At 45.2% G+C, this 20,553-nt stretch carries 15 protein-coding genes; 2 read left to right on the top strand and 13 right to left on the bottom strand.

The features are described 5' to 3' along the window. The first annotated feature begins 25 nt into the window (after nt 1–25). Complete coding sequence (motY, locus tag AB4384_RS01595; protein ID WP_017063457.1) at nt 26–907, top strand: flagellar protein MotY; 882 nt, start codon at nt 26–28, stop codon at nt 905–907. Between the two features lie 95 nt (nt 908–1,002). Here the strand turns inward: motY and AB4384_RS01590 are convergent, their stop codons facing one another. Then, entirely contained in the window at nt 1,003–1,437 is a 435-nt protein-coding gene (locus AB4384_RS01590) for a DUF2753 domain-containing protein (RefSeq protein ID WP_004734047.1), read from the bottom strand. Between the two features lie 200 nt (nt 1,438–1,637). Beyond that, nucleotides 1,638–2,054, bottom strand: a complete 417-nt coding sequence (gene gloA, locus AB4384_RS01585) for a lactoylglutathione lyase (RefSeq protein ID WP_004734046.1) — start codon at nt 2,052–2,054, stop codon at nt 1,638–1,640. A 765-nt stretch (nt 2,055–2,819) separates the two neighbouring features. On the opposite strand from gloA, the gene AB4384_RS01580 reads away from it, so the two are divergent. After that, nucleotides 2,820–5,573 carry a cation-translocating P-type ATPase gene (locus AB4384_RS01580; RefSeq protein ID WP_372128751.1) on the top strand — a complete coding sequence of 918 codons (2,754 nt, stop codon included), beginning with the start codon at nt 2,820–2,822 and terminating at the stop codon, nt 5,571–5,573. A 180-nt stretch (nt 5,574–5,753) separates the two neighbouring features. On the opposite strand, the gene nth is transcribed toward AB4384_RS01580, so the two are convergent. The 11 genes from nth to AB4384_RS01525 all read right to left on the bottom strand — a co-directional run bounded on the left by nth (nt 5,754) and on the right by AB4384_RS01525 (nt 19,749). After that, entirely contained in the window at nt 5,754–6,389 is a 636-nt protein-coding gene (gene nth / locus AB4384_RS01575) for an endonuclease III (RefSeq protein ID WP_017061172.1), read from the bottom strand. 164 nt (nt 6,390–6,553) lie between these two features. After that, nucleotides 6,554–7,246, bottom strand: coding sequence for an electron transport complex subunit E (locus tag AB4384_RS01570; RefSeq protein WP_012603531.1), 693 nt, complete (start codon nt 7,244–7,246; stop codon nt 6,554–6,556). Next, nucleotides 7,246–7,875: an electron transport complex subunit RsxG gene (rsxG, locus tag AB4384_RS01565; protein ID WP_017061171.1), complete on the bottom strand. Its 630-nt coding sequence runs from the start codon at nt 7,873–7,875 to the stop codon at nt 7,246–7,248. The genes AB4384_RS01570 and rsxG overlap by 1 nt, the downstream gene beginning before the upstream one ends. A gap of 13 nt (nt 7,876–7,888) precedes the next feature. Beyond that, nucleotides 7,889–8,935 carry an electron transport complex subunit RsxD gene (gene rsxD / locus AB4384_RS01560; RefSeq protein WP_017063459.1) on the bottom strand — a complete coding sequence of 349 codons (1,047 nt, stop codon included), beginning with the start codon at nt 8,933–8,935 and terminating at the stop codon, nt 7,889–7,891. Further along, on the bottom strand, nt 8,935–11,517 hold the full coding sequence (gene rsxC, locus AB4384_RS01555) for an electron transport complex subunit RsxC (protein WP_372128750.1): 2,583 nt from the start codon (nt 11,515–11,517) through the stop codon (nt 8,935–8,937). The genes rsxD and rsxC overlap by 1 nt, the downstream gene beginning before the upstream one ends. A gap of 7 nt (nt 11,518–11,524) precedes the next feature. Further along, complete coding sequence (rsxB, locus tag AB4384_RS01550; RefSeq protein WP_004734040.1) at nt 11,525–12,118, bottom strand: electron transport complex subunit RsxB; 594 nt, start codon at nt 12,116–12,118, stop codon at nt 11,525–11,527. A 2-nt stretch (nt 12,119–12,120) separates the two neighbouring features. After that, nucleotides 12,121–12,699 (bottom strand): electron transport complex subunit RsxA, encoded by a 579-nt coding sequence (gene rsxA / locus AB4384_RS01545; RefSeq protein ID WP_004734039.1) that lies wholly within the window; start codon nt 12,697–12,699, stop codon nt 12,121–12,123. Between the two features lie 268 nt (nt 12,700–12,967). Further along, entirely contained in the window at nt 12,968–13,972 is a 1,005-nt protein-coding gene (locus AB4384_RS01540) for a substrate-binding domain-containing protein (RefSeq protein ID WP_086775400.1), read from the bottom strand. 299 nt (nt 13,973–14,271) lie between these two features. Then, the gene (locus AB4384_RS01535) at nt 14,272–17,373 is read right to left on the bottom strand and encodes a beta-galactosidase (RefSeq protein WP_372128749.1); all 3,102 of its coding nucleotides are present in this window, start codon (nt 17,371–17,373) and stop codon (nt 14,272–14,274) included. Between the two features lie 121 nt (nt 17,374–17,494). Then, entirely contained in the window at nt 17,495–18,397 is a 903-nt protein-coding gene (locus tag AB4384_RS01530) for a MalM family protein (protein WP_372110616.1), read from the bottom strand. A 107-nt stretch (nt 18,398–18,504) separates the two neighbouring features. Beyond that, entirely contained in the window at nt 18,505–19,749 is a 1,245-nt protein-coding gene (locus AB4384_RS01525; RefSeq protein WP_102321134.1) for a carbohydrate porin, read from the bottom strand. Nucleotides 19,750–20,553: the final 804 nt, after the last annotated feature.

The raw sequence follows: 20,553 nt of genomic DNA, 5'->3' as shown, positions 1-20,553 counted from the left end.
AATTGCTTAAGAGATACTCCACTTTATGAAGAAACAACTCATAACAGGTTCAATGCTATTTTCGCTACTTGTGTCGTCATCGGTCATGGCACAAGAAAAGCGTTACGGAGCATCTCCTCAACAGTCGACATGGGAGATGGTAGCCAACACGCCACTTGAATGTCGCTTGGTCCACCCAATTCCAAACTTTGGTGATGCTGAGTTCTCATCTCGCGCGAGTAAAAAAATCATTTTGGACTTTGAGCTTAAAATGCGCCGTCCAATGGGTGCGACGCGCAATGTAAGCTTGATCTCTATGCCGCCACCTTGGCGTCCGGGTGAAAGTGCTGATCGTATGACAACCATTAAGTTCTTCCAGCAATTTGACGGCTATGTCGGCGGTCAAACAGCTTGGGGCATCTTGAGTGAGTTGGAGAAAGGGCGTTATCCGACATTCAGCTACCAAGAGTGGCAGAGCCGAGATCAACGTATCGAAGTGTCGTTGTCGTCGGTGTTGTTCCAAGAAAAATACAATGTGTTCAGTGACTGTGTTGCTAACCTGCTGCCTTACAGCTTTGAAGATATCTCTTTCACTATTTTGCATTACGACCGCAACAGCGACCAGCTGAACAAGTCGTCGCGCAAAAGGCTGAGCCAGATTGCCGATTACGTTCGCTATAACCAAGACATCGACCTTGTGTTGGTGGCAACGTACACCGACTCTGTCGACAGCAAAGGGATTAGCCAAAACCTTTCAGAGCGCAGAGCAGAATCGTTAAGAGAGTACTTCAAATCTCTAGGCCTGCCAGAAGATCGTATCCAAGTGCAAGGCTATGGCAAGCGTCGTCCGATTGCGGACAATAACTCGCCAATTGGTAAAGATAAGAACCGACGTGTTGTGATCTCTTTAGGTCGCACACAGGTTTAAGCTAAACAACAGCTTGTTTTGAAATGACAAAGCCCGTCTAGATGACGGGCTTTTTTATGTTTTAAATTTGGAGTCGTTGTTTTAACGGAACTTGTTTAATTCAAGCGGAAGCGGGCGATCATTTCACAGTTGGTCGCGGTATCGATCTTTTCCACCATAGAGGCAATTTTAGGGTTTGGGTGGCGTTTCATGAAATCGATCAGCGCTTTCTTACAGCAACCAATAGAATCGATAAAGCTTGAACATTGAGTATTAGGGCACTGAGGGATCAGTGTGAGTACCTTTTCAGAAGCCAGTTGAAGATACTTGAGCTCGTATTCAGTGTCGCCAGCCCAACGCCAGAATTGAGCAAGATTGTGGCAAGAAATCACCGAGATCAGTAAGCGTTCATCGGCTTGAATATCGGTGCGTTCTGTAATTTCTTCACTTAAGTTCAAAGCCTGCTGATAATGAAGAATACTTCGTACAGGATCGTCGAGCTGCAATGCAGTATCGGCAAGTAACGTGTGTTTTTCCCATTCGCTAATCATTGTATTACCTCACTAATCAATAGGTGGTTAATTTAAATGATAATCATTATCATGTAAAGTTTCATCAATGAGATTGTTAAGAATAATTGGTAAAGAATATCGATTATGGTGAGAGTGATAAAAAAGAAGCGAGCATAGTGCTCGCTTCGTTTTTCATTTCTTCAGGCGTTCAAACCCAACTTCTCAAAGAGGTTAAGGAATTAACCTTCTAGACCTGCGCTTGCTTGTTTGTTCTGAATCAGCTCAATCATGTAGCCATCAGGATCTTTCACGAACGCAATGTGTGTAGAGCCGCCTTTAACCGGACCCGCTTCTCGCGTTACGTTGCCGCCAGCTGCTTTAATCGCATCACACGTTGTGTAGATGTCATCAACACCGATAGCAACGTGACCAAAAGCAGAGCCAAGATCGTATTCCGTGGTGCCCCAGTTGTAAGTCAGCTCAATCACTGCGCCTTGAGATTCGTCGCCAAAGCCAACGAAAGCCAGTGTGTATTCGTACTCTTTGTTTTCGTTCTTACGTAATAGCTGCATGCCCATTACATTGGTGTAGAACTCGATAGACTTGTCTAGATCACCCACGCGTAGCATGGTGTGTAAAATACGACCGTTTGACATGATTTGCTCCTAGCTTGTTATTGGTTGTTTCTTTTAAAGCACTATATATGAGCAAGCTCATAAGCAACACCAAAGAGATGATGAGTTTGGTCATATTTTCTTATTCTCATCATCTATCTTACTCTCCCCCTCTGCCTTTTTTCTTATTTGTATTACAATAAATTAAAGAGAGACGGCCTTATTAATTTGTCAGTCACTAGCGCTTAATTCGCAGTTTTGCATAAATAGTAAGTTTGAGTGTTGGTCTTTTTTGTAATGGCCAAGAATGGCCTTGGTTGTTGAATTGTGACTTATATCTCCATCTTGTTGCTGATTTCCTTTCGTTTTTACAATTGGCATCTAACTTTCCATTTTATCAATTTATGATTACGCCAACATATCCCTGTTTATAGAAAGGTTATTCCGATGTTTTACTTCGTTATTAAGGAATTTTCGATAAAATACGCCGATAACTAATGATTTTTACGAAAGTGAAAAGGGTGTCTATTTTTTGTGCTTATCTTTTTTAAACAATAGTTTGGGCTTGTATTGTTTGTTTTATGTTTGATGTTTGATGTGGTTGTGTTTTCAAAGTAGTTGTCAAGTGTGTATCAAGTGTATCTTTTGCGATCTTTGCTAAATAGACAATCCTTACTATATAGTTTTTCAAGCGCACCAAATCGACTAAATATTCACTTTTGATTTGTGCGATTTTTCTATCATATAAGAATAAGTGTTATTTTATTACATTAGCCTCGGCGTGAGGCATTGATGTGGAGTACTCAAATGACGAGTAAATGGTTTACACAACAAAGTTCAGATGTTTTAAACGAACTGAACGCAGATCAAACGACAGGTTTATCAACTTCTGAAGCGGATGCACGCTTAGAGAAGCACGGCACTAACGAACTGACTGCACAAGAGTCAGCTTCTGCGTGGGAACTGTATATTCATCAATATAAAAACCCACTGATTTTTATTCTAGCTGTTGGTGCAATCGTTTCTTGGTCTACTGGCCACGCGATTGATGCTATTGCTATTGCAGTGATTATCCTTATCAATACTGGTATCGCGTTCTGGCAAGAATTTAAAGCTCAGAAAGGGATGGAAGCGCTAAAAGAAATGGCAGCTCCAGAAGCCGAAGTGATGCGCGATGGTAAATGGATCAGTGTTCCAGCTAAAACCCTCGTTCCTGGTGACATCATCAAAATTAATACTGGCGATATTCTGCCTGCTGATGTTCGTATTCTTGAGTCAAACCGTCTGACGGTAGATGAGGCTGCACTGACCGGTGAATCTGAGCCAGTGAATAAGCAGTCTGAACGCCTTGAAGATGAGACCCTTGGTCTTGGCGATCAGAAAAACATGGGCTTCATGACAACAATCGTGACTACAGGTACAGGCCTTGCTGTGGTAACAAGCACAGGTATGCAAACTGAAGTTGGTCACATCGCTGATATGATGAACCAAACGGAAGAGACGAAAACACCAATGCAAGAGCGTATGGACACCATCGCACTCGCATTATTGGTTGTTGCTCTTGTGGTTGTTGCTATTGTTTGTGCTATCGGTGTTTACCACGGTATGCCATGGTTAGAAATCCTAACAACAGGTATCTCTTTATCGGTTGCCGCTATTCCTGAAGGTTTACCAACGGTGGTTACTATCGTATTAACGATGGGCTCGACTAAGATGGTTAAGAATAATGCTTTGGCTAAACAGCTAGCAGCAATCGAAACGCTTGGTTCTACAACCGTTATCTGTTCAGATAAAACCGGTACGCTAACACAAAACCAAATGCAGGTGATGAAAGCGTACGATGTGTCTGGTCGTTACTGGGATGTGTCAGGTAAAGGTTTTGATCCTAAGGGTGAATTCATTACCAAAGGTCACAATGTCGAAGCGACAAACAGCCCTGCAATGATGAAAGGTCTTGTTGTTGCAACGCTTTGTAACGATGCTGAATATGTAAATGCTGATGGTAAATGGACGGTTCGTGGCAACCCGACAGAAGGTGCACTAATTGTTGCAGCTGCAAAAGCAGGTCTTAAACAAGATGAAATGCTATCAACGGGTGGCTACTCAATCGTTAAGAAGTTCCCGTTCGATTCTGGTCGTAAGATGGCTTCTGTTATCGTTCGTGACCCACAAGGTAAGCACTTCCTAGCATTGAAAGGTGCGCCAGATGTTGTTCTTGGTAAATCAACCAGCTTCATGGTTGACGGTGGTTTCGTACCAACGGTTGGCTGTGAAGTTTCAGGCAACTTGGCTCTCGATACCGCACCGTCTCAAGAGCTTCATTTAAACTTTGAAGCGGCAATCCAAACCTTTGGTGGTGATGCTCTGCGTACACTTGCCGTTGGTTTCCGTGAATTAAAAGAAGAAGAGCTTGAGTTAGATTTCCCTGAGCTTGAAAAAGACGTCAGCATCCTGGGTATCTATGGCATCATGGATCCACCACGCCCAGAAGTACGCGATGCAGTAAATAGCTGTTATAGCGCTGGTGTTCGTACGGTAATGATTACCGGTGACCACGCAGTCACGGCAGCAGCGATTGCTCGTGAAATCGGAATCATCCGTAGCGAAGACGATCTAGTGGTAACGGGTGCTGAGCTTGACCAAATGGATGACGAGAAGCTGTTGTCTATCTGTTCTCAGGTTGCAGTATTTGCCCGTGTTACTCCAGAGCACAAGCTGCGTATCGTAAAAGCGCAGCAAGAGAACAATGAAGTTGTCTCTATGACCGGTGACGGCGTGAACGATGCGCCAGCACTGCGTCGTGCAGACATTGGTGTTGCGATGGGTATTACAGGTACGTCTGTTGCGAAAGACTCAGGTGACCTTATCCTGTTGGATGACAACTTCAGTACTATCGTGAAGGCGGTACGTCAGGGTCGTCAAATTTTCGATAACCTACGTAAGTTTATCCGCCAAGCACTTACAGCGAACGTGGGTGAGGTTTCGGTAATCCTATTTGCATTCCTACTCATGGGACCAGATGTAGTACTTCCGCTAACTCCACTAATGATTTTATGGGTTAACCTCGTTTCTGATGGTCTACCAGCACTCGCACTCGGTGTTGAGCCAGAAGAGAAAGATCTCATGGAGCGTAAGCCAGGCAAACGTGACCAAGGCTTCTTCTCTAATGGTCTAGGCGCTCGTATCCTAACTCGTGGTCTCGCATTAGGTGGTCTAAGCTTTGTGACATTCTCTTACGCACTCGACGGTGGTTACAGTGCTCAATACGCACAAACCGTTGCGTTTTTAACACTGATCTTTGCTCAACTTTGGAGCTTGTTCGATGCACGTACGTTTACAACGATTTATCGTAAGAATCCGTTCACTAACCACTACCTACTTGGTGCGGTGGCAGTATCGGCTATCTTGTCTTTAAGCGTTGTGTACACAAGCTTCGGTCAGTTGGTATTCAGCACAGAAGCGCTAGAGTTTAATCACTTAATATCGTTAATCTTCATTGCAGCAGTACCAACATTTGTTCTATCTGCTATCAAAGAAGTGACTAAAGTGGAGTTTATCTAAGACAGACTTCTTAGCTAAATAATTGAATCCCGCCATAAAAGGCGGGATTTTTTATGCCTGTTGTCTTGGGAACGCAGAATTAGAAGTGAAAACTTATGTAGAGGCGGATTCTAGAGAGTGGCAATAAAAAAGCAGCGCTTTAAGCGCTGCCGTATTGATTAATCGTTGTGAACGGAAAGACTAATCTTCGCTCTTTTCTTTGAATTCACAGAGGTCTTCAATGATACAGCTGCCACAGCGTGGTTTACGTGCGACACAGGTGTAACGTCCATGAAGAATGAGCCAATGGTGGACATCCAGTTTGAATTCTTTTGGGATAACTTTAAGTAGTTTTGCTTCGACATCGTCGACGGTTTTACCCATCGCTAGCTTAGTGCGGTTTGATACACGATAGATGTGAGTATCAACGGCAATGGTTGGCCAACCGAATGCGGTATTTAACACTACGTTTGCTGTTTTACGACCGACACCTGGAAGGGCTTCTAATGCAGCGCGATCTTCCGGTACTTCACCATTATGTAGGTCAAGCAGCATACGACACGTTTTGATGGTGTTTTCTGCTTTTGAGTTAAATAGGCCGATGGTCTTGATATACTCTTTTAAGCCATCAACACCTAGGTCGAAAATTGCTTGCGGAGTGTTGGCTAAAGGGTACAGCTTATCCGTCGCCTTGTTCACGCTGACATCGGTTGCTTGTGCAGACAATAGAACGGCAATCAGCAGCTCGAATGGGCTGTTCCAGTTAAGCTCAGTCTCTGGCTTTGGATTGTTTTCTCTTAAACGCTCAAGTATTTCTACTCGTTTTACATTGTTCATAGCGACATTACTTTCAAATAGTTAGGGCATGAAGCTTGGATTGCTTCTGCTTTATCATCGGTTACGCGCTCTTATGAGCGTCATTATTATATGTACTGTTTAGATCTGATTTCCCCCGCTGAGTGGTTGAGCTAACTCAGCGAGGTTTAAGCTAATTTAACTTATTAGGCATTGGTAACGCGAGCGCGTTCAATGACTGGTTTTTCTTGTTTTGGTTGTCTAGATTTTGCTTGGTTATCGATGATATTTTTCAAAGCAATTAAGAAACCAACACCAATGAAGGCACCCGGTGGAAGCAGGGCTAACAAGAAGCTGTTATCAAATTGGAATATCTGGATTCGTAACACCGAAGCCCAGTCACCAAGCAGCAGGTCTGCGCCATCAAATAGGGTCCCGTTACCAATAATCTCACGCATCGCACCTAACACGACCAATACTGATGTCATGCCTAGACCCATCCAGAAACCATCTTGAGCCGCTGGTAGCACTTCATTTTTTGAAGCGAAGGCTTCCGCACGACCAATGATGATGCAGTTGGTTACGATCAGCGGGATGAAGATACCCAAAGAGAGGTAAAGCCCATAGGCGTAAGCGTTCATCAGCAATTGAACACAGGTTACTAGCGAGGCAATGATCATTACGAATACTGGGATACGTACTTCTTTTGGCACATGATTACGAACCAAAGAAACAGAAACGTTTGAGCCGACCAGTACAAGCAAGGTAGCAATGCCTAGCCCAAGTGCGTTAGTGACTGTTGACGATACAGCCAGCAGCGGACATAACCCAAGAAGTTGCACTAGGGCAGGGTTATTGGCCCACATGCCATTTTTGATCAATGTTTTATGGTCACTCATTATTCACCACCACAATTTAGAGGTTGAGCAAGCAATGCTTGGTTGTTTTGGTTAACGTACTGGACCGCTTGTTTGACTGACTTCACGACTGCTCTTGGCGTGATAGTAGCGCCAGTAAACTGGTCAAAATCACCACCGTCTTTACGAACCTTCCAACGGTCTAGATTAGAATCCGTCACTTGCTTACCTGCAAACGAAAGAATCCAATCACTCACACGCAGATCAATCTTATCACCCAAGCCCGGAGTCTCTTGGTGAGAAAGCACGCGAGTACCTAAAATAGTACCGTCAGTTTTCATTCCAACAATGACTTTAATCGCGCCATTGTAGCCGTCTGGTGCAATCGCTTCGATCGCAATCGCGCTTGGCTCACCATTAAGCTTAGCAATGTAAGCCGGCATCGCTTGCTCAGTACCAAGCTCTTCTGCTTGAACCAAAGTACAAGACGAAAACAGCTCGTTGTCGTGCTGATCGTGTGGGATCACTTGGTTAAGAACAGACAGTAACTGAGCCTGTTCTTGTTGTTTGATCTGATCTTTGGTCAGGTAGTGAGTTACCGCGACCAAACCCGTCGAAGCACACGCAAAAATCGCGAGTACAAGGCCGTTTTTCTTAATTGCATTTAGCATGGTATCCGCTCCCTTAGTGACCGTATGTGCGAGGTTTGGTGTAGTAGTCAATCAGTGGAACACACATGTTGGCTAACAATACAGCAAACGCCACGCCATCAGGGAAACCACCCCAACTGCGGATGATAAAGACTAAACCGCCGATCAGAGCGCCAAACACTAAGCGACCTTTGACTGTCGTGGATGCTGAAACTGGGTCGGTTGCAATAAAGAATGCACCAAGCATAGTCGCGCCAGACAGAAGGTGAATGGTTGGAGAAGCGGTTTCACCAGGAGTGAGCACTAAGAACACTAAGCTAAACAGAGTAAGACTGCCGATGAAAGCCACAGGGATATACCATTGAATAACACGTTGCTTAATCAGCACTAAACCGCCGATTAGGTAAGCAAGGTTTACCCACTCCCAGCCTACGCCAGCTAACCAACTAAATTGAGGTTGAGATAGTGCTTCTGAGGCAGTATTGCCTGCCGTTAATGCCGTTTTGAATGCATCAAGCGGCGTCGCCATTGTGGTGCCATCAATGCCAAGGCGTGCTTGTTGCAGAGACAAACCTTCGTTATTGAAGCCAGTAAAGATCATCAAGAATGAGTCAATAAAGCTTGTTGCTTCTGCTGTCAGGCTCGCGGGAGCATTCCAACTGGTCATTTGAACTGGGAATGAAATCAGCAAAACAACGTAAGCGACCATCGCAGGGTTAAATGGGTTCTGCCCTAGGCCGCCGTATAAGTGTTTCGCGATAATAATAGCGAAGAACATACCAATGACGAGGATCCACCACGGAGAGTGTGGGGGAATCGCGACACTCAGTAGCCAAGCGGTTACAACAGCACTGTAATCACGCAGTGCCATTACTGGCGGGCGTTTTCTCAATAGCATGACGGCTGCTTCAAAGGTAACAGCAAGTGCAATAGCAAATACTAACTGGATGAGGGTACCCCATCCAAAGAAGTAGGTTTGAGCTAGTAGACCTGGCAATGCACAAATAGCCACCCATTTCATTAGATCTGGGGTGCTTCTACGGCTATGCGCGTGCGGTGAGCTGGCGATAAAGAAGGCCACTACTCTTTCTCCTCATTGTTCTTTTTATCTAGCTCTTGCTGTGCTTTTCTTGCTTTAGCACGAGCAATAGCGGCAGCAACGGCTGCTTTTTTAGGGTCAACAGCTTCAGATTGAGTTTCAGCTGCCACTTCGAGCACTGGCTCTGGCGTTTCTACTGTTTCGTCTTGTTTCGCTTGCTGGGCTTTTTTCGCTTTAGCACGAGCGATAGCTGCAGCAACAGCAGCTTTCTTCGGATCGACCTGTTCAGATTGAGTATCAGTTTCTACTTCAACTACTGGTTCAGATGTTTCTGCTTGCTTAGCTTGCTTAGCTTGCTGTGCTTTTTTTGCTTTAGCACGGGCTATAGCGGCAGCAACGGCGTCTTTCTTAGCATCGCCAGAACTTCCAGATTCAGTTTCAACTGCAGGTTCAGGAGCTTCGGTTGTTTCTTGTGTCGCTTGCTGTGCTTTCTTAGCCTTAGCGCGAGCGATGGCCGCAGCAACAGCAGCTTTCTTAGGGTCGACTTGCTCCGATTGAGTCTCGGTTTCAACTTCAACCACTGGTTCAGATGTTTCTGCTTGCTTCGCTTGCTGGGCTTTTTTGGCTTTAGCACGAGCGATAGCGGCAGTAACAGCATCTTTCTTGGCATCGCCGGATTTTTCAGCAGGAGCTTCAGCAGCAGATTCAGCTTGTTGAGCTTTCTTGGCTTTAGCACGAGCAATGGCCGCAGCGACAGCATCTTTCTTAGCATCGCCAGAGCTTTCAACAGGAGCATCCGAAGCAGATTCCGCTTGCTGTGCTTTCTTCGCTTTAGCGCGAGCAATCGCAGCAGCAACGGCGTCTTTCTTCGTATCGCCTGAGCTTTCTGCAGGAGTATCGGCTGCTGCTTGTTGTGCCTTGCGCTCTCTCGCTTGACGCTTGCGCTCTTCACGCAGTTTAGACATTTCAGAGTTGTCTGGTTCAGCGCCTTCCGCTTTTTGAGCTGCAGCTTGTTTCGCTTTTGCCTTCGCAATAGCGGCAGCAACCGCAGGTTTCACTGCTGGTTCTTCATTCGGAGCCTGATCCGCAGCGGCTTTTTGTGCTTTAACACGAGCAATCGCAGCAGCAATAGCATCATCACCGCCGGATGTTTTCATATCTTTACGGCGGTTATCTGCGGCTTTTTTAAAGCGGTTTTCACGTTCGGCTTTATCACGCTCCATACGAGCGTTCTTCTCTTCAAAACGAATCTTGGCGCGTTCTGCAGCAGCGGCTTCATCTTTTCGAGTTTTGATTTCAGCTTTTGCTTGGCGATAGTACTGAACAAGAGGGATTTCGCTTGGGCAGACAAATGCACATGCACCACATTCAATACAGTCTTTAATATTTAGCTCTTCACACTTATCCAACTCGTTGGCTTTGGCGTGCCATTGCAGTTGTTGAGGAAGTAGAGACGCAGGGCAAGCTTCAGCACATGCGCTGCAACGGATACATTCCATCTCGTAAGTGCTTGGTGAGATCTCACGACGCGTTGGCGCCAAAATACAGTTCGACGTTTTGGTGATTGGCACATTGGCATGCGGCAAGGTAAAGCCCATCATCGGGCCGCCCAAAATTAAACGCGGCAGTTTTTTATCTGCTTTGTAGCCAAACTCTTCAAGTAACTCATGTACTGGTGTGCCTAATAGCGCCCAAACGTTACGAGGTTGCTTAAAGGTTTTACCGGTTAATGTCACAACGCGGTTAACCACAGGTTCGCCGTCAATTACCGCTCGCTTAATCGAGTAAAGAGAGCCGACGTTCTGAACCAAAACACCAATGTCTGCAGGAATGCCGCCAGCTGGAACCTCTTTGTTGGTGAGGATCTTGATAAGTTGCTTCTCACCACCAGAAGGGTATTTGGTTGGGATAACGCGAATGACGATATCTTTGTCTTTCGCTGCAATCTCAAGTGCTTTTATCGCATCTGGTTTGTTGTCTTCAATGCCGATAACCGTCAGCTTTGGTTGAAGAATGTGTTCAACCACTTCGATGCCTTTTAATACTTCGTCGGCATGTTCTTGAAGCAACTTGTCATCAGAGGTGATGTAAGGTTCACATTCCGCAGCGTTGACGATCAAAATGTCGGTACGACCTAAGCCTGATTGAAGCTTCTTAGCCGTAGGGAAACCTGCGCCGCCCATGCCTGAAATACCAGCTTGGCGAATCACATCAAGCAGTTCGTCAGAAGTCTTTGTCGAAAAATCTTCAACTGGATTTTTTTCAATCCAAGTGTCTAGGCCATCAGGTTTAATAACCACGCATATTTCGCTCAAGCCTGAAGGGTGAGCGGTCGTTCGCGGTTCGATAGCGGTAATCACACCCGATGTTGGTGCGTGTACTGGCAAAGTAAAACCTGTGTCTAAGGCCGTAAGTTGCTGACCTTTTAACACAGTGTCGCCAGCAGCAACCAATAGGTTCCCCGGCTTACCGATGTGCTGTTTCACCGGAAGAACGATTTCTTCTGGAAGCCTTGCATGGACGATATCAGTAGTATTCGACTGTTTCTTGTTTTCAGCAGGGTGCACACCGCCCGGGAAGTTCCAAATTGAGCCCGTGCGAATTTGTTCAATTAAAGAGATCATACTAACCCTATGCCTTAGGCTCTGACGCGGTCGCATCAGTTGCTTGGTTAGTGATATCAGTAACAGGGATGATGTTCATCTGCCATTTCCAATTTTCAGTCGTTGTTGCCACTGGAATCATTTCGATACAGTCAGTAGGGCACGGTGCGACACATAGATCACAACCTGTACATTCATCTTTGATTACTGTGTGAAGTGCCTTGGTGCCACCAACAATGGCGTCGACAGGGCAGGCTTGAATGCATTTGGTGCAGCCAATACACATATCTTCATGAATGAAGGCAACGGTTTTTACTTTGTTATCTAAGTCATGAGCGGAGTCTTCAACTTCTACGCCCATTAAATCTGCTAGCTTTTCAATAGTTGCTTGGCCGCCAGGAGGACATTTGTTGATCTTGTCTCCGTTAGCGATCGCCTCTGCGTATGGGCGACAACCAGGGTAACCACACTGGCCACATTGAGTTTGCGGCAATATAGTATCGATTTGATCAACGATCGGATCGGCTTCTACTTTAAAGCGGATAGAAGCAAAGCCCAAAATAGCGCCAAAAACAGCGGCTAAAACGGCGAGTGCAATGATTGCAATTAAGATGGTACTCATTCTTACTTCACCAACCCAGTAAAGCCCATAAATGCCAGAGACATTAGGCCTGCTGTGATCATCGCAATCGAGGCGCCTTTGAATGGCATAGGAACATCAGCAACCGCAATACGCTCACGCATCGCAGCAAATAGGATCAGAACAAGAGAGAAACCAACAGCCGCGCCGAAACCATAGATGATCGACTGAATGAAGTTGTGGTTTTCATTGATGTTCAAAAGTGCCACACCTAACACCGCGCAGTTGGTGGTGATAAGAGGCAAGAAGATACCCAACAGGCGATATAGAGTCGGGCTGGTTTTGTGAACGACCATTTCCGTAAATTGAACAACCACCGCGATAACCAAGATGAAGCTCATGGTACGCAGGTATTCAATACCCAGAGGGGTAAGGATGTAGGTTTCTACTAGGTATGCAGACACCGACGCTAACGTCAGAACGAAAGTCGTCGCGAGGCCCATGCCTATCGCAGTCTCCAGTTTCTTGGAGACTCCCATGAAAGGACATAGCCCTAAAAACTTCACTAGCACAAAGTTATTGACTAGCACTGTGCCAACCAACAACAAAAGGTATTCGGTCATAATGGATTAATTCTTGAGATTCCGATCCCGATATTATCCTGCTTTGCTCACCTAATAACAACCAAGGATCACTAGGGATTTAGACACTTGGTGAAAAAATCAACGGGTAACCGTTTGATTAAGATGGATCAGGTTAAGTATAGGTGGGTATTTGCGGGGAATGAAAAATAAGATTAACTCAATGATAACTCATCGAATCAATCCTATTTTCTTTGTTGTAAAAATGTCGATGAACGAAATGACTTAGTTTTTATGAACCTGAGCTTTCTCAATTAATGTTTCGAACAGAGGCTCTGCGCACCAAGATTGGCATAAATAGCTTATGTTCCGGGTGCTCTTTTGGCTCGTCACTTGCGAGTTGCAGAGAGAGCTTAACCGCTTGATTAGCCATGACTTGAATTGGGTAACGAATGGTGGTCAATCGAGGGTAGATGAAGCGAGCAATGTGGCCGTCATCAAACCCAATAACTGACATATCTTCTGGAATACGAACGCCATTTTCTTGTAATAACGCCAAACAGCCTGCTGCCATGTAGTCGTTATACGTGGCAATGGCAGTGATATCTGTGTTTTTTGCCATTAAGTTAACCATGGCTTGCTCACCGCCTAGCTCGTCAGGTTCACCATATTCGATGTACTCATCGTTCGATTCAATACCGTGATCTTTCAATGCATCCAAATAGCCACCTAAGCGGTCATGAGCATCTTCAATATCGTGACTCGAGCAGATGTAACCAATGTGTTTGTGGCCGTTTTTAATTAAATACTCAGTCGCGATGTAAGAGCCGCGGCGGTTGTCGAGAGCAATACAGCGGTTTTCGATATCGGGAACAATACGATTGATCAGTACCAAGCCGGGCACTTCATTCGCTAGCTTAACCAATTCTTCGTCGCTAATGCCTTTGCTATGAACGACGAGTGATTCGCAGCGGCTGTTGATCAGCAAGTTAATCGCATTACGCTCTTTGGTGGCGTCATGGTAGCCGCTGCCAATCAGTAACTGCTTTTCTTGTTCACTTGCCACGGTATCAATGGCTTTGATCATCGAGCCGAAGAACGGGGCAGAAACATCATTAACCAGTACACCAATCGCGTTTGAAGATTTGCTGACCAATGCACGGGCGTTGGCATTTGGGCGATAGCCGAGTTTTTCCATAGCGGCTTTTACCGCCGCAATTGCGGTTTCACTGGTGTGAGGTGCATTGTTGATTACTCGAGAGGTGGTCGCGATTGATACGCCTGCTTCCTTCGCAACATCTTTAATGGTAGCCATTCCGCTCTCTTATTCTGAATATAATGCTGTGTGCTGATGGTTGGACATTTAACAACGGATAGTTAGGCAATTCAAATACTAAACATCAAATATGACGAGGTTTGATGGTTTATTTTTGGTTGGCTGATTAGTTTAAAAATAAAAAGCCAAGCTCTAGATTTGAGCTTGGCTTTTGAGTCACATTGGCGTGTGAACTGTTGTCATGTGAGCTGTTGTCGCGTGAAGTAAGGTAATCACAGGTAACCTAAAGTAATAGGGAACCAAGTGGCTTTAGAGCAAGCCACTTGGCCCGAATCTACTTACGATGCGCTTGTTAGCGTAACCTGATAACGGTATTGATTGTCTGTGAGTTGAAACTCTTGGTGAACACTTGGACTCCAAGAATCATCACCACCAACGCCCATATGTTGGTGATCAACGCGTACATAGATTTTCTCTTCACGAGTCAGGTCATTGGTATGCTTAGCATCCGTTAATTGTTGCTGGCTGTACTGACTTACACTGAATGAAAAATCGCCTTCGATCCCGATATTTCCCACATTCAAGTTTTTGGTTTCGCAACGTAACCCGCTATCAGTTGGGAATATATACGGCGTGTGCATCTGATCCAGTGTCTGTTTATGTAAACCGAATCGCGCAGCAGCCAAACGGTCTGGATAGTTTTCAAAAGGACCTAATCCCTGCCACGATACTGGAGTTTCATTGGCAGTTTCGAGTGGTAAAGGCAGCTCCATTTCAAGGCCAATGCGTGGCATCGGCGGTAAGTGATCAGCTAAAGTGACATCAACCGCGATATTCATTTCGCCTAGGTTATTTAAGGTGTATTGCCATTTTGTAATCGCTTGGATTTGGCCATTAAATTGGTAGGTGAATACTGACGTCACTTGTACTGAGTCTGCGAGTGCTTGCACGACACAACTTGTACACTGACGTTCCCATTGACCAATGCCTGCAAGTTCCCAGCGACAAGCCCATGCATTTGGGTCGATGTTGTCTATCTCACTGATACCAATATCGTTATCAAGTGGCGCGCGATAGAAGTTATCGACAGGTGCCTTGATAACTTGCGGTTGCCCATCAACGATCCAGTGGGTCAACAATCCACTCTCTGTATCCCATTGCCATTGATGTGTTTCATCTAGGCTAGACACGACCACTTTATTGTCTTGCTGATGTAACTGGGGAGCCAAAGCATTTGCCGTGATCGGGAGTTGCAAGCCAGCATGGTTACGTAAAGCAAATTGCTCCGTCGCACAAACATGGCCTTCTTCTGCCCACTTGGTTGAATGAGTCAGAGTAATATCGGTGTTGAGATGATATTCGGCTTGTGCTTTTGGTGTGAAAGCGAGGTCAATTACCAGCTCTTGTTTACTATCTTCAGCAACGGATAAGACTTGTTGCCCTGATTGAATCACGATGCCATTTTCGAGCAATTGCCAGCGTAAGATTTCATTGTCAGTCGCTCGGAACAGGTTTTCATTGGTTACCGTTAGGCGGCATTGATCTTCAGTTTGCTCTGCTAACGTCACATTGATCATTCTCTGGCAGTATTTCGCCTCTTCCAAGGTCGGGTGTACGCTGCGATCTGGGAAGATCAAACCGTTGATGCAGAACTGACGGTCGTTGATGACATCGCCAAAGTCTCCACCGTAGGCCCAGAAGTGTTCACCGTTTTCATCCCATTGGCTTAGTCCTTGGTCAACCCAATCCCAGATGAAACCGCCTTGTAGGCGAGGATATTCTCGGAATGCATCCCAGTAATCATTAAAGCTACCCAAACTGTTACCCATTGCGTGTGCGTATTCACAAAGAATAAGCGGGCGTTGCTCGTTAGGCAGAGAAACCCATTTCTTGATAGACCATTTTGGAACGGCATCGTCTTCGATAGTGCTGTTAACGCGTGCGTACATTGGCGCAATGATATCGGTCGCTGTGGTATTTGAACCACCGCCTTCATACTGTACCGGGCGAGAAGGGTCGTACTGTTTCGACCAAGCATACATCGCATTGTGGCTGCTGCCGTGCCCTGACTCGTTGCCCAAAGACCAGATGATGATAGAAGGGTGGTTCTTATCACGCATGACCATTTGCGTATAGCGACTCATATAAGCGTGTGCCCATTGCGGATCCGCAGACAAGCGATTCATAGGCTGCATGCCATGGGTCTCGATGTTCGCTTCATCACACACATATAAACCGTATTCGTCACACAGCTCGTACCATCGTGGGTGGTTAGGGTAGTGAGCGGTGCGCACAGCATTGAAGTTGTACTGCTTCATTAGACAGATATCGCGGATCATGTCTTCTTCTGTCATCACATGCCCCAACTCTGGGTGATGCTCATGACGGTTGACGCCGCGAATCAATAGCGGTTTGCCGTTTAGCTTTAGCTGACCGTCTGTCATTTCGACTTTACGGAATCCAACTTGATAAGCTTCACTTTCTATGTGGTTACCTTGCCTATCAAGCAATGACACGACAATTCGGTAAAGGTTAGGAACTTCTGCGCTCCATTTCTTCGGATCTCGAACATGAAGAGTTTGGAATACCACATCATCGTAGGTGCCACGCTCGTCAATTCGTCGATTATGAGGGCGATCGATAAGCGGTTCAGTCACCGCGTTTTCACCGTCAAACAGTTGAACCTGAACTTGGTAAGTGTCTGGTGCCGTAATTTTGGTGACAATAGACAGTGAACCATCGCGATAGCATGCGTCTAAGTCCGGCGTAACGAACACATCTTCAATGCACTGCTTTGGTTTAGCTAGTAAGGTCACATCACGGAAAATACCGCTTAGCCACCACATATCTTGGTCTTCTAAATAGCTACCATCACACCAACGTATCACCATGACAGAAAGCGTATTGTCGCCAACAGTTAGATACTGAGTTAAGTCGAACTCGGCAGGTAAGCGGCTATCTTGGCTGTAACCAACCCAATTGCCATTACACCAAAGATGAAAAGCGGAATTGACGCCATCAAAGATAATACGTTGGGTGTTCTTTAGGTCATTTTTAGTCAACGTAATTTGAGTGCGGTAACAACCGGTTGGGTTTTCTGCCGGTACAAACGGTGGGTTCACTTCAAATGGGTATTTTACGTTGGCGTAGATAGGTTTATCGTAGCCTTGCATTTGCCAGTTCGATGGTACGGTAATCTCGTCCCATTGTGAGTCATTGAAACTTGTTTCGATAAATTCACCGTCAACTTGTTCAGGTGCATCAAAGTATTTGAACTTCCATTGTCCATTAAGAGATTTACGTTGTGACTCAATGCCGTCTCGAGCGTGCTTAAGGTTGCGGTAGCTTGATAATGGGCTGTGCGCATTAAGGCAGTGGATATTCACAGACTGTGGGTTTTCCCAATCGCGTCTTTGGATGATGTTTGAAAATGCCTTCATGGTATTCCTACTCTTAAAGTGTTCAATATGGGTAATAATTCTATTAAGTCATCGGTCGTTTAAGCCGTGATGACCGTTATCAAATCGTTGGTTATGCGTATTGTTCTGTTGGCTTATTCAGCTATTCAGCGAGCTGTTTTAATAAATAATCTTTTGCTTCGGGTATGCCCTGTTCGGCCGCTTGATTAGCAATAAATGCAGCTTGTTTGATGTCATTGTTGTTTAGGGCTTGGTCAATGTCTTTTTGGATATTCAGCCATTGCGCCTTTTGATTGGTTTCAATTGTCTGATTTGATGGTTGAGAAACTTGCTTTGAACCTAAGGTTTCGGGTTCATTGTCGGATGAAACACCAAGCTCAGCCAATAGAGTCAAAACCGCACTGTTTGTTGATTTGCTCGCCGTAACATCAATGACACCTACGTAGCTCAACGTCGCAGTCAACGGCAGTTGCTTATTGCCAATAACCTGCTGAGATTCTGAATACAGATCTTCAGGATGAATTCGATTGATGGCGCTATCTAACTTAGTGCTATCGGCGCTGACCACAATAAATTGCGCGTTGTCTCGTTGAGGTTCGAGTGCAATTGATGCTTCAATTCTTTCTAACCCTTGCATCGTTGTCGGGTAGTAAGTGAAGTCGTTAGTACTGTATTGACCAAGCAGTCGCCATTGTTTGTCAAAGACATAAATAGACGGTGCGAATAGCGCATCATTTTTAATGTATGAACGAATGAGCAAGGACAGCGATTCTGTCGTGTCACTGATTTGGTACGCGATGGTCGGAAAGCGTTGGCTATCCGCTTGTGTATTGTCATTTAACAATGAAGAGGAAAGGGTCGGTAAATGACCGTCCATAATCACTTGTTGGTGGAATGGAACAGACAATTGCGTCATTGGCAGCGCACTTAGCTGAGAGCAGCATGCACTCTCATTGAAATCAGTATTAAGTTCCTTTTCAGGTATTCCGCTGCATGCGCTAACTGTGAGTGCCGCGACAATGATCACCAATGATTTTAATTTCATCTGATTGCTACCTTAGTAAAGGGGAAAACATCGGCTTTCCCCGTTAAATTGCTATTCCAGTGTTGAGCGTCAATTCGTTGATTGAACAGACGCTCGGGTGTGGTGGTTTACCACCAAGTCTCTACGTTGAAACCAAAGGTAATCTCGTCAACAGTCTCGGCATTGATGCTTGTTGCCGTTCCATAAGTCTCGTTACCACGATCCCATTCGTTGTTGGATTCAGAGTACGTCGCAAAAATACGAATAGATGGACGAGCCCATACCCCTTTTCCAGCTTGGAACATTTGAGCCACGGTCACTTTATACATATCGTTGGTGCCCGAGCCGTTTTGAGCTTCTACCGTTTCGTAACCCACCTCTAATGCTGTCGACATGTAATCTGTCCAAGCATATTGAGGACGAGCTCCGACACTGAACCACTTCTCACCATCGTTGTTATCTAGGTTTTTGTCTTGATAAGCGATGGAGTACATCACTTGAACATCTTCACTGATATTCAAGTCACCGTGGTTAAATAGGCGCCAGCTAGAACCATCGTGTTCCACACCCGTGCTGTATTTTCTGTTTGATCCACCTTCAGCACTCATTAATCCACCTGCCAACGCATCGGTACCATATTGGAAGGCCAAGGTGTTTGAACCGTAGTTCCAAGCTTGACGGTAAAGAGCAGAGAGCATTGCGCCAGAAGTAGTAATGTCTTTATCGTCGTAGCTTGAGTTCTGCGTGGTTACGTAGTTTAGGCCGAGTGTTAGGTCTGCTGTTTCACTTAGCTCAATGCCACTTAAGCGGGCATCGATGTTATGAAGGCTGCGTCCATCGTCACTTGAAGAGTTTGGTGCCATCCAAGCTAAGTGAGCATCAGCAAAGCCGAGATCCCAATCTTCAATACCAAGACCGGTGCTGGATGTATCCCAGTACTTCACATCTATCATGTGGACTTCGTGGCGACGGTAAAAACGTTCACCTGCCCAAATTTTTGCGTTGGGTTGGCCGTCGATAAGCCCATGGCCTGCTGACCAAAGCTGAATCGTACTCACGTCTCCCCAGCTATCTCCACTGCCTAGATAAATCGTGGTGTCAAAATAGGCGTCATTGTCACGCCATACATCGGCTTTCACTCCCGCTTCCCACCAATTTAGTTCATTACCTAAACGGTAGTTACCGTAACCTTGGCCCGCTCGAATAACGTCGTTGCGTTCTCCTTTGCCGTCGTTATGTTGGTCATTATCGGTGTAGATGTTGCCCCATTTTGCATAACCAAAATACGTTACGTTCTCCACTGCAGCGAAGCTGACTAATGGGGCGAGGGACAGAGTGAATCCTAATGCTTTGACTAGCATTTTTTGTTTCATGAAGTGTCTCCATTATTTTTTATTTATGGATATTTTTATGTTTGAGTCCTAACTCGAGCGAGAGTGTAAATAAACTTTGGAAACGTTTTCATGATGAAGTTGGCATTTTTATGCTATTGATGGGTTTGTGATTATTTTGTGTGATTTTGATCTGATTATTGGGCTTGTATAGGTGTTTTTACGCTAGGTTTTGTGATTTTAAAGTGGAATCGTTTTCTTTACTCAGTGCTATGCGGTGGTTTAGAGGGAGTGATTATGCTGTTGGTTGTCTTGGAGTTTGAGGTGAAGCGGGTTTGAGGTACTTTGAGTGTCGGGTTGTTCGAGGGCTTTGAGGAAAAGCAGCCCAGTTAATGATAACTGGGCTCGTGAGACAAGGAAGTAAGTATCAAAGCAAATGCAGCAGCAAGGCTACAAGCATCGTGTTCTGTACCGTCAAGCTGGAATGTAAAAGTTAGGACCCAGAGAGACACTTCATAGATGTACTCGAAGATCTAAGAATACGAGTGTGATGTGATCAGTTCAAGAGGAAATGTATTTTAGCCTATGTGTTAATGGGAACTTTGATTTAATGTACTGAATTTAAAAGATTAAATTGCCATTAATTATCGTTTTATATTGCTTTATTTAGAGTGGAAAGTTCAATTCTACCTAGAGGTAGGCAATATGAGATGGAATGGTGGTCAATCTAAATCTTTGAATTAGGAGCTATTTACCAAAGTTATCAGTCTTGAATATTTACTGGAAACGTTTTCATGATTTCGAGTTTGATCACAGAAACTCTGGGCTTAATAATTATGATACGGG

The sequence above is a fragment of the Vibrio sp. 10N.261.51.A4 genome (genome assembly GCF_041471945.1).
Classification (GTDB): domain Bacteria; phylum Pseudomonadota; class Gammaproteobacteria; order Enterobacterales; family Vibrionaceae; genus Vibrio; species Vibrio crassostreae_C.
Note: the sequence above shows the minus strand (reverse complement) of the source record. Positions and strands in the feature narration are given on the sequence as shown.